This is a genomic window from Klebsiella sp. 2-CIP_Kleb. (assembly GCF_050378715.1).
In the GTDB taxonomy this organism is placed as follows: domain Bacteria; phylum Pseudomonadota; class Gammaproteobacteria; order Enterobacterales; family Enterobacteriaceae; genus Klebsiella; species Klebsiella quasipneumoniae.
Genome location: NZ_JBNRLG010000001.1, coordinates 809,260 through 823,094 on the forward strand (window position 1 = coordinate 809,260; position 13,835 = coordinate 823,094).

At 58.9% G+C, this 13,835-nt stretch carries 14 protein-coding genes and 1 other annotated feature; of the genes, 4 read left to right on the forward strand and 10 right to left on the reverse strand.

From position 1 onward, the window contains the following. Positions 1–17 precede the first annotated feature (17 nt). The 4 genes from selO to ACQUTP_RS04065 all read right to left on the reverse strand — a co-directional run bounded on the left by selO (position 18) and on the right by ACQUTP_RS04065 (position 3,420). Entirely contained in the window at positions 18–1,460 is a 1,443-nt protein-coding gene (gene selO, locus ACQUTP_RS04050) for a protein adenylyltransferase SelO (RefSeq protein ID WP_043519800.1), read from the reverse strand. Between the two features lie 113 nt (positions 1,461–1,573). After that, complete coding sequence (locus tag ACQUTP_RS04055) at positions 1,574–2,038, reverse strand: NlpC/P60 family protein (protein ID WP_002909082.1); 465 nt, start codon at positions 2,036–2,038, stop codon at positions 1,574–1,576. Between the two features lie 81 nt (positions 2,039–2,119). Further along, entirely contained in the window at positions 2,120–2,869 is a 750-nt protein-coding gene (gene btuD / locus ACQUTP_RS04060) for a vitamin B12 ABC transporter ATP-binding protein BtuD (RefSeq protein WP_043519798.1), read from the reverse strand. Continuing rightward, the gene (locus ACQUTP_RS04065) at positions 2,869–3,420 is read right to left on the reverse strand and encodes a glutathione peroxidase (protein ID WP_004203124.1); all 552 of its coding nucleotides are present in this window, start codon (positions 3,418–3,420) and stop codon (positions 2,869–2,871) included. The genes btuD and ACQUTP_RS04065 overlap by 1 nt, the downstream gene beginning before the upstream one ends. Before the next feature lie 236 nt (positions 3,421–3,656). Here ACQUTP_RS04065 and ACQUTP_RS04070 point away from each other — a divergent pair, with 236 nt between their 5' ends. Continuing rightward, the gene (locus ACQUTP_RS04070; RefSeq protein ID WP_004203125.1) at positions 3,657–4,457 is read left to right on the forward strand and encodes a MetQ/NlpA family ABC transporter substrate-binding protein; all 801 of its coding nucleotides are present in this window, start codon (positions 3,657–3,659) and stop codon (positions 4,455–4,457) included. Between the two features lie 45 nt (positions 4,458–4,502). Here the strand turns inward: ACQUTP_RS04070 and btuC are convergent, their stop codons facing one another. Continuing rightward, entirely contained in the window at positions 4,503–5,480 is a 978-nt protein-coding gene (gene btuC, locus ACQUTP_RS04075) for a vitamin B12 ABC transporter permease BtuC (RefSeq protein WP_032456262.1), read from the reverse strand. A gap of 121 nt (positions 5,481–5,601) precedes the next feature. Next, positions 5,602–7,035 (reverse strand): gluconate:proton symporter, encoded by a 1,434-nt coding sequence (locus tag ACQUTP_RS04080; protein WP_285754957.1) that lies wholly within the window; start codon positions 7,033–7,035, stop codon positions 5,602–5,604. Positions 7,036–7,311: 276 nt separating this feature from the next. Between ACQUTP_RS04080 and ACQUTP_RS04085 the strand changes: the two genes are divergently transcribed. From ACQUTP_RS04085 to ACQUTP_RS04095, 3 genes are read left to right on the forward strand one after another with little or no spacing between them, the layout of a single operon-like run. Next, complete coding sequence (locus ACQUTP_RS04085) at positions 7,312–8,226, forward strand: LysR family transcriptional regulator (protein ID WP_004203130.1); 915 nt, start codon at positions 7,312–7,314, stop codon at positions 8,224–8,226. Between the two features lie 37 nt (positions 8,227–8,263). Next, positions 8,264–9,529, forward strand: coding sequence for a D-amino acid dehydrogenase (locus ACQUTP_RS04090; protein WP_323106884.1), 1,266 nt, complete (start codon positions 8,264–8,266; stop codon positions 9,527–9,529). After that, the gene (locus tag ACQUTP_RS04095) at positions 9,526–9,879 is read left to right on the forward strand and encodes a RidA family protein (RefSeq protein WP_004203134.1); all 354 of its coding nucleotides are present in this window, start codon (positions 9,526–9,528) and stop codon (positions 9,877–9,879) included. The genes ACQUTP_RS04090 and ACQUTP_RS04095 overlap by 4 nt, the downstream gene beginning before the upstream one ends. Positions 9,880–9,931: 52 nt before the next feature. Here ACQUTP_RS04095 and ihfA read toward each other — a convergent pair whose 3' ends face one another. The 4 genes from ihfA to pheM all read right to left on the reverse strand — a co-directional run bounded on the left by ihfA (position 9,932) and on the right by pheM (position 13,805). Beyond that, positions 9,932–10,231 (reverse strand): integration host factor subunit alpha, encoded by a 300-nt coding sequence (gene ihfA, locus ACQUTP_RS04100; protein ID WP_002909098.1) that lies wholly within the window; start codon positions 10,229–10,231, stop codon positions 9,932–9,934. Positions 10,232–10,235: 4 nt separating this feature from the next. After that, on the reverse strand, positions 10,236–12,623 hold the full coding sequence (gene pheT, locus ACQUTP_RS04105) for a phenylalanine--tRNA ligase subunit beta (RefSeq protein WP_017900778.1): 2,388 nt from the start codon (positions 12,621–12,623) through the stop codon (positions 10,236–10,238). A 15-nt stretch (positions 12,624–12,638) separates the two neighbouring features. After that, positions 12,639–13,622, reverse strand: coding sequence for a phenylalanine--tRNA ligase subunit alpha (gene pheS / locus ACQUTP_RS04110; protein WP_002909105.1), 984 nt, complete (start codon positions 13,620–13,622; stop codon positions 12,639–12,641). A 63-nt stretch (positions 13,623–13,685) separates the two neighbouring features. Next, positions 13,686–13,810 (reverse strand) — a sequence feature (Phe leader region). Then, entirely contained in the window at positions 13,761–13,805 is a 45-nt protein-coding gene (gene pheM, locus ACQUTP_RS04115; protein ID WP_001386830.1) for a pheST operon leader peptide PheM, read from the reverse strand. Its footprint overlaps the feature before it by 45 nt. Positions 13,811–13,835: the final 25 nt, after the last annotated feature.

Genomic DNA, 13,835 nt, shown 5'->3' on the forward strand with positions numbered 1-13,835 from the left:
GCGCGGGGCGAGGCGAGTTAGCTCGAGCAGCTGACTTCCAGACGTTTCCCCCAGTCCGGCGGCCGGCGGACGTAGTCGTCCTCGCGATCGGTGAAGGGATCGGCCAGCGCGGCATGCAGACGCTCCAGCTCCCCCATATCGCCAGCCTCAGCCTGCTCGATCGCCCGCTGCGCCAGCCAGTTACGTAATACCAGCGCCGGGTTGACGCCCTGCATCCGCTGCTGGCGCTGGGCATCCCCCACCTGTTCATCACGCAGCCGCGCGCGATATCCGGCGAACCAGCTGTCGAAAGCCGCACGGTCGATAAACTCGTCGCGCAGCGGCGAGGCGGCGCTGAGCTGTTCGCTGTGGCTCAGCAGGCGGAACGTTCGGGTATAGTCGCTTCTTTCGCGGATCATCAGGGCAAACAGACCGTCGAGCAGGTCGTTATCCCCTTTCTGCTGGCTGAACAGGCCAAGCTTGTCGCGCATCCGCTGGCCATAGGCGGTCAGCAAGGCGTGCTGATACTCATCCAGCGTCGCATTCAGCGCTTCGGCGCTGATAAACGGCGACAGCGACTGGGCCAGACGCTGCAGATTCCACAGCCCCACCGCCGGCTGGTTTTCAAAACTGTAGCGCCCCTGATAGTCGGAGTGGTTGCAGATGAAGTCCGGCTGAAAATCGTCAAGGAAGCCATACGGGCCGTAGTCGATGGTCAAACCGAGAATCGACATGTTGTCGGTATTCATCACCCCATGGGCAAAGCCCACGGTTTGCCAGCTGGCGATGGTCTGCGCGGTACGCGTGACAACGTCACGGAACCATAACAGGTACTTGTCCGCCTCATCCTGCAGTTGCGGCCAGTGGTGGCGAATGACATAGTCGGCCAGCTGCTGGACCTTCTGCGGCTCGCGACGATAGTAAAAATGTTCGAAATGGCCAAAGCGGACATGGCTCTCGGCCACGCGCATCAGCATCGCGCCAGGCTCCACGCGCTCGCGGTAGACCGGCGTATCGCTGGTCACCATCGCCAGGGCGCGCGTCGTCGGGATCCCCAGGGCGTGCATCGCCTCTGACGCCAGACTTTCCCGGATCGTCGAGCGCAGCACGGCGCGGCCGTCTCCCATCCGCGAATAGGGGGTCAGGCCGGCGCCTTTCAGATGCCAGTCGTAACGACGGCCATCCGCCAGCTGCTGCTCGCCGAGCAGGATCCCACGGCCGTCGCCCAGCTGGCCGGCCCAGGCGCCAAACTGATGGCCGCTGTATACCTGCGCCAGCGGGGACATGCCCGGGAGCAGCGCTTCCCCGCCCCAGACGCCGGCCCCGCTTTCAGGCGCAAACAGCGCGTCAGGGACGCCCAGCTGTTGCGCCAGCGGGGCGTTGCGCCAGATAAGTCGGGCGTTATCCAGCGGCGTTGGCGACAGGGAAGTGTAAAAGTCCGGCAGTTCATCCCGCCAGTGGGTGGTAAAAGAAAGGGTCATGGTTCCTCCTCTCTCCAGTGTAGTGCCTGGAACAGCGGATTAACACGGGCGGAGTGCAGGGTTATCGGCATAAAAAAGGGAAGCGCTCGCTTCCCTCAGGCCGCTGAATGACGTCAGATACGCCGCGCCTGCCAGAACTTTTTGTTCCAGTAGACGTTATCCAGCGAGGAACGGGTGACGCCCTGACTGGTGGAGGCATGTATAAACTGGTTATCGGTATCGTAGATGCCGACGTGCAGGCCGCTTTCGCCTGAGCCGGTTTTGAAGAACACCAGATCGCCAGGCAGCAGATCGCGCTTATCAATCCGGGTACCGATTTCCGCCTGCTCGCGGGTTTCGCGCGGCAGCTGGAGGGCAAATTTATCGCGAAACGTGCGCACCACAAAGCCGGAGCAGTCGACGCCGCGCGGCGTCATGCCGCCGTAGCGATACGGTGCGCCGCGCCAGCTGCGCAGCTGCTCGTTCAGATTCGCCACCACCGTAATGGAGTCAGCCAGCCGAGGATTCGGCGGCGGTGCCCGATGGCTGCTGCAGCCGGCTAAAATTAACGCCGCCGCCAACATGAACCAGAAGCGCATTTCAGATGATCCCTCTGTCCCTAGTCTCTTTATCGCAATAATTTAGCTTGTTTATCAATATAGTGACAAGATAACTGCGTGCTACTGTGACGCGATGAGCATAATATGACCGGCCACCTCCACGCGCTGGAACGGGATCGCATAGGCGGCGGTTAAATTTTCCTCATTCAGCACCTCGGCGGTCTCCCCGCAGGCGATGGCTTCCCCCTGGCAGAGCAGCCAGCTCTGTCCGGCATGGCGCAAAGTGTGGTTGAGATCGTGACTGCTCATCACCACCGCAATTCCCGCCGCGCTTAGCTCGCGTAACAGCCGATCCAGCGCCGCCTGCTGGGCCACATCCAGACTGTTCATCGGCTCATCCAGCAGCAGCAGTTGACCCATGGGATTGCTTAAGGGATCGATCTGCAGGATCACTGCCGCCAGCCGCACGCGCTGCCACTCGCCGCCCGACAGCTGATTGACCGGACGGCCCAGCTTATTGTCCAGACCAAGCCGGGCCGCGATATCGCTCAGACGGGCGCTATCACCCTGCTGCTGCATATGCAGCGCCAGGTAGTGCCACACCGGCATGGCGAACGGCGGGGTCTGGTGTTGACACAGATATCCGCGACGGCGCGCCAGCTCCGTCGCCGGCCACTCGTCAAGCCGTCGTCCGTTAAAATGAATCGTACCGGGGCCGTCGGACAGTCCCGCCATGCGGGCCAGCAGCGTGCTCTTCCCTGCGCCGTTAGGCCCCACCAGGTGGACGATCTCCCCGGCGCGAAAGGCCGCAGAAAACGGGGCCAAACGCCCCGCCGCTTCTACATCCTGTAGCTGCATCAGAAACGACATTATTTCGCCAGCGCTCCTTTAATCGCCGCCACCAGCTGCGGATCGTCCGGCGTCATGTCCGGAGAGAAGCGCTGAATGACGTTGCCCTGGCGATCGACGAGGAATTTTTCGAAATTCCACAGAATGTCGTCCACGTACAGCGGCGCCCGGCCCTTGCTGGCCATCCGCTCATAAAAACCGCTGCCTTCCGGGGCCACCGCCTTCGGCGCGGCGGCAACCAGCTTTTGATAGAGCGGCGCGCGATGTTCGCCGTTGACGTCAATCTTGCTGAACAGCGGGAAGGTGACGCCGTAGGTGGTGCTGCAGAAGGTCTTAATCTCTTCTTCACTGCCCGGCTCCTGGCCGAGGAACTGGTTGCAGGGGAAGCCCAGGACGCTGAAGCCCTCGCCGGCAAACTGCTTTTGCAGGTCCTCCAGTTGCTCGTACTGCGGCGTCAGGCCGCATTTGGAGGCCACATTGACGATCAGCAGCACCTTGCCGGCAAAGGATGCCAGGGTGGTTTTCTCGCCATCAATGGTCGTCACTTCGGTATTCAGAATGTCATGTTGCATAGCCTGTCCTCAATGGATAAACCGGTTTCCGGTGAAGGTGATCCCTATCTACTGTAGCGGATTCAGCGCCCGCCATTCTACTGCCAATCCCCGCGAGTTGTCGCATGATGTAACAGCGCTTCGCTGCCCGTCGGCAACATGAAATCCTCTCAATTGGGCAGGCAACCATTTCCGTGTACAGTGTTCCATGAATGTAATATGGTTTTGTTACTTGTTAATTTAAGAGAGTTTTATTGATGAAGAAGTTGTTTAGCCTGGCGTTAATCGCCGCCTCTGTCGCCCTGCTGAGCGCCTGCTCTCCGGATGAAGATAATAAAGTGAAAGTCGCTATCAATACCGGGCCGGACGAAGCCATCTGGAAAGTAGTGGAGCAGGTAGCGAAGGATAAATATCACCTCGACGTCGAAGTGGTCTCCTTCAATGATTACGTGCTGCCTAACGAAGCGCTGAACAACAAAGATGTGGATGCCAACGCCTTCCAGACCCTGCCTTACCTTGAGGCGCAGTCGAAGGAGCGCGGCTATAAATTCGCGGTGGTGGGTAAAACCTTTGTCTTCCCTATCGCCGCCTATTCACATCGCATCAAAAATATCAGCGAGCTCCCTGAGGGGGCGACAGTGACCATCTCTAATGAAACCACCACCCTGGGCCGCAGCCTGCTGCTGCTGCAGGCGCAGGGACTGCTCAAGCTGAAACCGGGCGTCGGCTATTTACCCACCACGCTGGATATCATCGACAACCCAAAACAGCTGAAAATTGTGGAGGTGGATACCCCGCAGCTGACTCGTACTCTGGATGACCCGAACGTCAGCCTGTCAATCATTAACACCAACTTCTCCGCCCAGGCTGGCCTGTCGGCCGCCCGCGACGGCCTGTTCATGGAGGGACCGGATTCCCCTTACGTGAATGCGATCGTCGCCCGCGAGGATAACAAGGACAGCAAGAAAATTCAGGAACTGAAAGCCGCCTTCCAGACCAGTGAAGTCGCGGAAAAAGCGAAGGAAGTCTACAAAGGCGACGCGATCAAAGGCTGGTAAGCCCGAGCCGGCGCCGTCCCTGCAGACGGCGTCGCGCTATCCCCGTCACCGCGAGCGCAGCAGCAACCAGATAAAGACCGGCGCGCCCAGCGTCGCCGTCACCACGCCAATCGGCAGCTCAGCGGCGGAAAGCGCCAGCCGGGCGATAATATCCGCCCCCAGCAAAGCGCTTGCCCCCGCCAGCATGCAGGCCGGGAGCAACACCCGGTGATCGCTCAAGCCGCACAGCCGCAGAATGTGCGGGATCACCAGGCCGATAAAGCCAATCGCCCCCGCCAGCGCCACGCTCACGCCGACCATCCAGCCGGTCGCCACCACCAGCAGCTTGCGCCACAGCCACAGCGGCAGCCCGAGCTGACGGGCGGAGACTTCGCCCAGCGCCAGTAAATTCAGGGGTTGTGACTGCAGACAGACCCAGCAGAGCACCGGCAGGAGGGCTATCATCAGCCACAGCTGCTGCCAGTCGACGCCGCCAAACCCGCCCATCATCCAGTACATCAGCTGCCGCAGGTCAAAAGAGGTGGAGAAGTACACCGCCCAGGTCATCAGGGCGCTGCAGATGATGCCCAGCGCCACCCCCGCCAGCAGCAGACGGCTGGTGGAAAGATGGCGGCGGGCGAAACGCAGCAGAATAAAGGTGATCAGCAGCGCGCCGAGGATCGCGCACAGCCCAAGCGCCCAGCCTGGTAACAGGCCTTTGCCCAACAGGACGGCGGCAATCAGCCCGACGCCCGCGCCGTTGGAGACGCCCAGCAGACCCGGTTCCGCCAGCGGATTTTCAAACAGCGCCTGCATTATCGCCCCGGAGAGCGCCAGCGCCGCCCCCACCAGCAGCACCGCCAGGGTCCGCGGCAGGCGGATCTGCCAGATAAACAGATGCCCCTTGGCGCTGAACCACTCGCCGGGCGGGATCCATTGATCCCCCGCGCACAGACTGATCAGCAGGGTGACCAGCAGCAACAGCGTTAAACCAAAGAGCCAACGCCGGCTGCGGCGCTGTTGGAGATGGGCGAGAGTCAGCATAGATTCCATTACGCACTGGGAACAAGAGGCTGATTTTACGGTGGCTGTAGCGGTGAGAAAAGGAAAACCTCACAGCCAAACGTCGACGCGGAGGAGGCTCCCCCGCGTCGACCATCCCGCTTTACACCAGGATCTGAAACAGCAGCGCGAAGAGAATGATGTTCGCCACCACGATTGCCCAGCCGTTATAGAGCATGTATTTCAGATGAGTAGACTGTGCCAGCCCCATCTGGCCGAACATGTCAGATGAGGGGAACGGCCCGAACCAGTCCACCTGAGACGAGGCCAGCAGCACCGCGGTGGTCCCCTGCGGCGGCACGCCGGCGGCCATCAGCATTGGGCCAAAGATTTTATGAGTAAAGGTCATCTGGGCCACCGCCGCGCCAGGCACATGGCCGATAATATTGAACGCGAAGATGCTAAAGCACAGCCAGGCCGGGGAGATCCCCTCCAGCAACGGCTGGGTATACTCCAGCAGCCCCTGATAGGCGTGCAGGCCATCCATCAGCTCAAGGATCGGGTTGTACAGCCAGTAGAGAATAAACATCCACACCAGACGACCGCAGCCGTGATAGAGCGCCTGCAGGATCTGCGTCGGCCGCAGGCCGCCCACCAGCCCGGTCATCAGCGCCACCAGCAGCATGACGATAATTGCAAAGCTAAAGCCAGCTTTAATCACCACTCCAACCACCGCCATCACGATGATGGTCGCGGCGAAAGCCAGCGCGCTTAATTTACGCCGGCGCTGCTGCGCGGCGTTAAGTTCCTCTTGCGGCTTTTCCGAGAGATCGACCTCATAGCGCAGTTTGCCTTCGGTCATCTTCTGGATCCGTCCCGCCATGATCCAGCCGGCTAACAGGGTGACGGCGCTCATCGGCAGGCCGACATACAGCAGATAATCCGGATAGCTCAGTCCGCCAAGGCTGAGGATCGTCACGGTGCTGGGGGTGAAGGGCCCGGTAAAGAGTCCAACGGAACCGGCGGTCATCAACAGCGCGGCCACCGTCGGCGGCGTTAAGCGTACCGCCGCCGCTACGGGGATAATCACTGCGACAATAATCGCGTTGCCGCCGGCCATGGTGCCCAGCGAACCGCAAATTAAAATCGATGACACCACAATGCCGAACTTGACCCGCGTCTGGCTCGACAGCCCAATACGGTGGACCACGAATTTCACCAGCTCAACCGCCGCGCCGGTGCGGGTGGCTACCTCCCCCACGCCGGCGCCGAGCATAATGATAAGCCCGACGGTGGCAATAAATGACCCGGTGGATTTCGCCAACATCACGCCCATTTCCGGCAGACCGGTTGAGGTCATGATCATGGCGATAATAATCGAGGAGATGACCGCCAGCACAATATCGACGCCGATCAGCGATAATATCGCTAACGCCACCAGCGGCGTAAATCCCAGCAGGCCAAGCTCGCTGCCCGGTCGACCGTGGCACCACAGCGCAATCAACACGAACAGCAGCAATAACAGACCGGTAATAACGTTTTTTCGCGTGATATTTCGTCTGACAGGCGTATTGCCTGCGAGCGTTGAGTCACTCATAACACTCCTTAATGCCAATCAATCCGACCGTAAAGGTCAGGTGGTGTATTGGGGCCTGCTCAGAAAATATCCTCCCTCTTTTTCATTATTGGCCGCGGCCTGAGGGTCTGGTGGGGTACAAAGGAAACGATTCTGAGAGCGTTTTATTCCGCCATCAGGCGGGGCCAGCAGCACAATATGTAACCAATGCGCTGATTGGTGATTAAATTTATGTTAACTTAGTGTTAGTAGAAAATGACTTTTTATCGGTAGGCTATAACCCTGAGTTAACTGTTCATGAAACTGCGTCATCTGGAAATCTTCTATGCCGTCATGACCTGCGGCTCTCTGTCGCGGGCGGCGGAATCGCTCAATATCTCCCAGCCAGCGGCCAGCAAAGCGTTAAAAAGCGCCGAGCTGAAGCTGGGCTTTACCCTCTTTCAGCGGGTGCGCGGCAAGCTGCTGCCGACCAGCGAGGCGATCACACTTTTCGAAAAAGCGCAGACTATTTATCAGGACCTCGATAACCTGCGCCTGCTGGCCGATAACCTGGCCCGCGATCCGCGTGCCAAAATCACCTTAGGCTGCCTGCCGAGCCTGGGGTTAAGCCTGGTACCGGAGCTGGTGACCGATTTTTATCAACAAAACAGCAACCTGGTAATGACGCTCACCACAGAACACACCGAGACGCTGGTTAGAAAACTGGATTTACGCGAGATAGATTTAGCGCTGACGCTGCAGCCGGTGCAGCAGGGAGAGATCCTTACCACCCTGATTGCCGAAGTGCCGCTGGTATATATCGACCGTCATTATCGTCAGGGTGCGGTGGACATCAGCGAGATCGACCAGCAGCGGTGGATCTCGCCGGGGCCGCACTCGCTCTCCGCCGCCATCGCCACCCGTCGCGACTTTTCCACTACCCGGCTAAACGTCCAGACCTACTATATGGCCACCGAGTTCGTGAAGCGCGGCATGGGCTGCAGCATTACCGATATCTTTTCCGCCCAGCACAACCTTTCTCCCGAGATGATCCATCCCATTACGCCGCCGATCGCGATTAACCTCTGCCTGTTACGGCGGGCCGACGTTTCCCTGAGCCCGATGGCGCAAAAGTTCGTCGATTTTCTCTGCCAGCGCCTGCGCCAGCAGCTCAAGGAGATTAACCTGCGGTTATACCCTGACCATAAAAAGTCAATTGCGCCGCTGGGGTAAATGCTTTGACATAACCCGATAAATTGATCAGCGGTGGATATATCGGGTTATGAACAAACGCATTGTCATTATCGGCGGCGGCGTGGTCGGTCTGGCCACGGCCTGGGAACTGATTAAGCGCGGCCATCAGGTGCAATTACTGGAGCGCAATGGCGAACCGGCCAGCGCCACCAGTTTTGCCAACGGCGGACAATTAAGTTACCGCTACGTCGCTCCCCTTGCCGACAGCGGCGTTCCCCTGCAGGGGATGAAATGGATGGGTAAAGCCGATTCGCCGCTCAATATGCGTCTCAATATCTCTTTTCAGCAGTGGCGCTGGCTGCTGCAGTTCCTGCGCGCCTGTAATAGCCAGACCAATAAAATAAACGGCGACCATATATTGCGTCTGTCGCTGCTCAGCCGGCAGGTTATGCAGTCGTGGCGGGAAGAGGATAGGCTTGCCGATTTTCACTGGCGACGCAGCGGAAAATTAATTATCCATCGCCGGGAATACGATTTTACTAAAGCGGCAAAAGGGATAGATCCTCAATATCAGCAGGTGCTGAATGCTGAAGCCTGCCTGCGGCTGGAGCCGGCGCTAAAACATATCAGCCCTTCGCTACAGGGCGGCATTTATTCGCCGGGGGATGAAACGGCGGATTGCCATCAGTTTTGCCTTGCGCTGCTCGACAAGCTCACCGCCAGCAGCCGCTTCAGCCTGCTGACCCACTGTGAGGTGCTGCGGCTCACTAAGCGCGGCGGACGCGTCAGCGCCCTGGAGACCAGCCGCGGGAGCATCACCGGCGATGAGTATGTCGTCGCCGCCGGAAACGGCAGCGGCCCGCTGCTGGGACATCTGGGCGTTCGCGTGCCGCTCTGCGCCCTGAAGGGGTATAGCCTGACCCTTCCCTATCCCCAACAGACGGGCATTGCGCCGGACATCAGCGTTACCGACTATGGGCACAAAATTGTCTATGCCCGCCTTGGCCAGCAGTTGCGCATCGCAGCGATGGTGGACATCGGCTACGACGGCGACGAACTGCGCGAAAGCCGCATTCAGGCGCTGAAGAGCATCGTCGCCCGTAGCTTTCCCGAACTCGAGGGGTTGGACAAGGCCGAAGCCTGGACCGGCATGCGCCCCTCAACGCCAGCCGGCCCACCGCTGCTGGGACGCGCCGGCTACCCCAACCTGTGGATGAACCTCGGCCAGGGAAGCCTCGGCTTTACCCTCGCCGCCGGCAGCGCGGTGGTGCTGGGCGCGTTAATCGACAATCAGATGCCAGACATTTCTTTAGAAGGTCTCACATGGAAACAAACCGCATGACAATTATTCGCAATCATCCACAACCTCGTCTTTCCGCCAGCGTTGAGTATGGCAATCTGCTGTTCCTCTCCGGACAGACGCCGAAAAGCAACGAGGAGGAGATCACCTTGCAGACCCGCGAAGTGCTGGAGAAGATCGACGCCCTGCTGGCGGAGTCCGGGAGCGATAAGCGGCACATTCTCTCCGCGCAGATCTGGCTGAAAAATATCGAACGTGACTTTGCTGCGTTCAATGAGGCGTGGGTGGAGTGGATGCCGGACGGCCATAGCCCGGCGCGAGCGGCCGTGCAGGCGGAGATGGCGCGACCAGAAATCCTGGTGGAGATCATGCTCACTGCCGTTAAAGCGTAAGTTTCGACAGAAAAGAAAAAGGCCGCGATGCGGCCTTTTTAATTAGTTCAGATTATTTGTCTTTAGGCGACGCGTTTTCGACACGGCTTTTCAGCTTCTGACCGGGTCTGAAGGTCACCACGCGCCGGGCTGTAATGGGAATATCCTCCCCCGTCTTCGGGTTACGTCCCGGGCGTTGGTTTTTATCCCGCAAATCGAAGTTGCCGAACCCGGAGAGTTTGACCTGTTCTCCGTTTTCCAGAGCACGACGGATCTCTTCGAAAAACAACTCGACCAGTTCTTTGGCATCCCGCTTGCTAAGCCCAAGCTTATCAAACAGATATTCTGACATTTCAGCTTTTGTAAGCGCCATAGGTTCAATCCCTCAATGATGCCTGGAATCGCTCTTTTAATGCCTCTACACATCTGGCAACGGTAGCGGCAATCTCCTCTTCTTCGAGTGTACGGCTGGTATCCTGCAGGATCAGGCTAATCGCAAGGCTCTTATACCCTTCCGCCACACCTTTACCACGGTACACGTCAAATAAGTTTACGCCAACTACCTGATTTACGCCAACTTTCTTACATTCGGCTAAAACATCGGCGGCAGCCACGTTTTCCGCGACCAGCACCGCGATGTCGCGACGGTTCGCCGGGAAGCGGGAAATATCGCGCGCCTGAGGCACCACGCGGTCTGCGAGCTTGTTCCACTCCAGTTCAAACACCAGAGTGCGACCGTTCAGATCCAGTTTACGTTCCAGCTCAGGATGAACAACCCCAATGAAACCAATGCGTTCACCTTTAAGATAAATCGCTGCGGATTGCCCCGGATGCAGCGCGGTGGTCGCTTCAGCACGGAATTCGATATCCGCTAATTTTCCGGTTAAATCCAGAACGGCTTCCAGATCGCCTTTCAGATCATAGAAATCGACCGTCTCTTTCGCCAGTGTCCAGTGCTCTTCGTAGCGGTTGCCGCAGATGGCCCCGGCCAGCATCACATCCTGACGAATGCCCAGCGGCGCATTGGTGTCCGGCACAAAGCGCAGACCACTCTCAAAGATGCGTACCCGGCTCTGCTGACGGTTCTGGTTGTAGACCACGGTCCCCAGCAGGCCAGTCCACAGCGACAGGCGCATCGCCGACATTTCGCTGGAGATCGGGCTTGGCAGAATCAGCGCCTCTTCACCCGCGTGGATCAGCTGCTGGACTTTCGGGTCGACGAAGCTGTAGGTGATCACTTCCTGATAGCCTTTGTCATTCAGCAGCGTTTTCACGCGCTTCAGCGACAGATCGGCTTCACGGTGGGTACCCATGATCAGACCCGCCTGCACCGGCTCATCAGGAATGTTGTTGTAGCCATAAACGCGAGCCACTTCCTCGACCAGATCCTCTTCGATCTCCATGTCGAAACGCCAGCTCGGGGCCACCGCCTGCCATTCGCCTTCGCCCACCGTCACTTCGCAGCCGAGGCGCTGCAGAATGTCGGTGACCTGCGCGTCGTCGATATGGTGGCCAATCAGGCGATCCAGTTTGCTACGACGCAGAGTGATGGTGGCGCGTTTTGGCAGAGTCTCTTCGTTGGTCACGTCGATCACCGGGCCGGCTTCGCCGCCGCAGAGGTCGATCAGCAGACGCGTGGCGCGCTCCAGCGCTTTATACTGCAGGGCCGGATCGACGCCGCGCTCATAGCGATGAGAGGCATCGGTGTGCAGGCCGTGACGGCGCGCGCGGCCGGTGATAGACAGCGGGCTGAAGAAGGCACACTCCAGCAGCACGTTCTGGGTTTCGTCGTTAACGCCGGAGTGCTCCCCGCCGAAGATCCCGCCCATTGCCAGCGCTTTGTTGTGGTCAGCAATGACCAGGGTATCGCTGTCGAGCTTCGCTTCGGAGCCATCAAGCAGGACCAGGGTTTCGCCCTCTTTCGCCATACGCACCACGATCCCGCCTTCGATACGGTCGCGGTCAAAGGCGTGCATCGGCTGGCCCAGCTCAAGCAGCACATAGTTGGTCACGTCAACCACCGCGTCGATGGAGCGGATCCCGCAGCGGCGCAGTTTCTCTTTCATCCACAGCGGCGTCGGCGCTTTGACGTTGATGCCTTTCACCACGCGGCCCAGATAGCGCGGGCACGCCTGCGGGGCGTCAACCTGAATCGGCAGCACATCGTCAATGGTGGCGGCAACCGGGGTGATTTCCGGCGCGTTCAGCGGCGCCTTGTTCAGCACGGCCACGTCGCGCGCGACGCCGATGATGCCCAGGCAGTCGGCGCGGTTCGGGGTGACGCTGATCTCGATGGTGTTATCGTCTAGCTTAAGGTATTCGCGAATATCGGTACCGATCGGCGCATCCGCCGGCAGCTCGATAATTCCGCTATGATCGTCGGAAATGCCCAGCTCGGAGAAGGAGCACAGCATCCCCTCTGACGGTTCGCCGCGCAGCTTCGCAGCCTTGATTTTAAAATCGCCCGGCAGCACGGCGCCGATGGTCGCCACGGCGACTTTCAGCCCCTGACGGCAGTTTGGCGCGCCGCAGACGATGTCCAGTAGGCGTTCGCCGCCGACGTTGACTTTAGTGACGCGCAGTTTGTCAGCGTTCGGGTGCTGACCGCACTCCACGACTTCACCAACAACGACGCCGTTGAAGCTGCCGGCAACCGGCTCAACGCCGTCCACTTCAAGGCCCGCCATGGTGATCTGATCGGAAAGCGCTTCGCTGTCGATCGCCGGGTTAACCCACTCGCGTAACCACAGTTCACTGAATTTCATTGTTCTGTCCTGCCCTTATTTAAACTGTTTGAGGAAACGCAGATCGTTTTCGAAGAACGCGCGCAGATCGGTGACGCCATAGCGCAGCATGGTCAGACGCTCCATGCCCATGCCAAAGGCGAAGCCGGAATACACTTCCGGATCGATACCCACGTTGCGCAGCACGTTCGGGTGCACCATCCCGCAGCCCAGCACTTCCAGCCATTTGCCGTTTTTACCCATCACGTCGACTTCCGCGGACGGTTCGGTGAAGGGGAAGTAAGACGGACGGAAGCGTACCTGCAGATCTTCTTCAAAGAAGTTGTTCAGGAAATCGTGCAGGGTTCCTTTCAGGTTGGTGAAGCTGATGTTTTTATCAACGATCAGACCTTCCATCTGGTGGAACATCGGGGTGTGGGTCTGATCGTAGTCGTTACGATAGACACGTCCCGGCGCGATAATACGGATCGGCGGCTGCTGGTTTTCCATGGTGCGGATCTGCACGCCGGAGGTCTGGGTGCGCAGCAGGCGAGTGGCATCGAACCAGAAAGTGTCGTGGTCAGCGCGCGCCGGATGGTGACCCGGGATATTCAGCGCATCGAAGTTGTGGTAATCGTCTTCGATTTCCGGGCCCGTCGCCACGGTAAAGCCGAGCTCACCGAAGAAACTTTCAATACGGTCGATGGTGCGGGTGACCGGATGCAAGCCGCCATTTTCAATGCGGCGACCCGGCAGCGAGACGTCGATGGTCTCTGCAGCCAGACGAGCATTCAGCGCCGCCCCTTCCAGTTCGGCTTTGCGCGCATTCAGCGCCTGCTGTACCTGCTCTTTCGCTTCGTTGATGACCGCACCGGCTGCCGGACGCTCTTCCGGCGGCAACTCACGCAGGGTGGTCATTTGCAGGGTCAGATGCCCTTTCTTACCCAGGTATTCCACGCGGACGTTGTCCAGCGCAGCAACATCTGATGCCTCGTTAATGGCTGCCTTGGCACTGGCAACCAGCTCTGCGAGATGTGACATGGTTTTCCTCATTATGTCGGTGCAGACACCGGTTATAGTGAAATTAATATTCCGAATCCATATACGAAAAAAGCCTCCACAGGGGAGGCTTTCTGGCGCTGTTTTCCGTTTCTTCTTTCACGCGCTAGCCTCCTGAGTTCAGGTGCTAAAGTAAAAAAAGAAGCGGAAAATAGCAGCATTCATGCTTGCATTACCTTGTCTGGTAAGAAACGT

Bases quoted from the DNA above. Each gene is read 5' to 3' on its own strand.
- selO (WP_043519800.1), bottom strand. From the start codon at position 1,460: ATGACCCTTTCTTTTACCACCCACTGGCGGGATGAACTGCCGGACTTT.
- ACQUTP_RS04055 (WP_002909082.1), bottom strand. From the start codon at position 2,038: ATGCGCTTCTGGTTCATGTTGGCGGCGGCGTTAATTTTAGCCGGCTGC.
- btuD (WP_043519798.1), bottom strand. From the start codon at position 2,869: ATGTCGTTTCTGATGCAGCTACAGGATGTAGAAGCGGCGGGGCGTTTG.
- ACQUTP_RS04065 (WP_004203124.1), bottom strand. From the start codon at position 3,420: ATGCAACATGACATTCTGAATACCGAAGTGACGACCATTGATGGCGAG.
- ACQUTP_RS04070 (WP_004203125.1), top strand. From the start codon at position 3,657: ATGAAGAAGTTGTTTAGCCTGGCGTTAATCGCCGCCTCTGTCGCCCTG.
- btuC (WP_032456262.1), bottom strand. From the start codon at position 5,480: ATGCTGACTCTCGCCCATCTCCAACAGCGCCGCAGCCGGCGTTGGCTC.
- ACQUTP_RS04080 (WP_285754957.1), bottom strand. From the start codon at position 7,035: ATGAGTGACTCAACGCTCGCAGGCAATACGCCTGTCAGACGAAATATC.
- ACQUTP_RS04085 (WP_004203130.1), top strand. From the start codon at position 7,312: ATGAAACTGCGTCATCTGGAAATCTTCTATGCCGTCATGACCTGCGGC.
- ACQUTP_RS04095 (WP_004203134.1), top strand. From the start codon at position 9,526: ATGACAATTATTCGCAATCATCCACAACCTCGTCTTTCCGCCAGCGTT.
- ihfA (WP_002909098.1), bottom strand. From the start codon at position 10,231: ATGGCGCTTACAAAAGCTGAAATGTCAGAATATCTGTTTGATAAGCTT.
- pheT (WP_017900778.1), bottom strand. From the start codon at position 12,623: ATGAAATTCAGTGAACTGTGGTTACGCGAGTGGGTTAACCCGGCGATC.
- pheS (WP_002909105.1), bottom strand. From the start codon at position 13,622: ATGTCACATCTCGCAGAGCTGGTTGCCAGTGCCAAGGCAGCCATTAAC.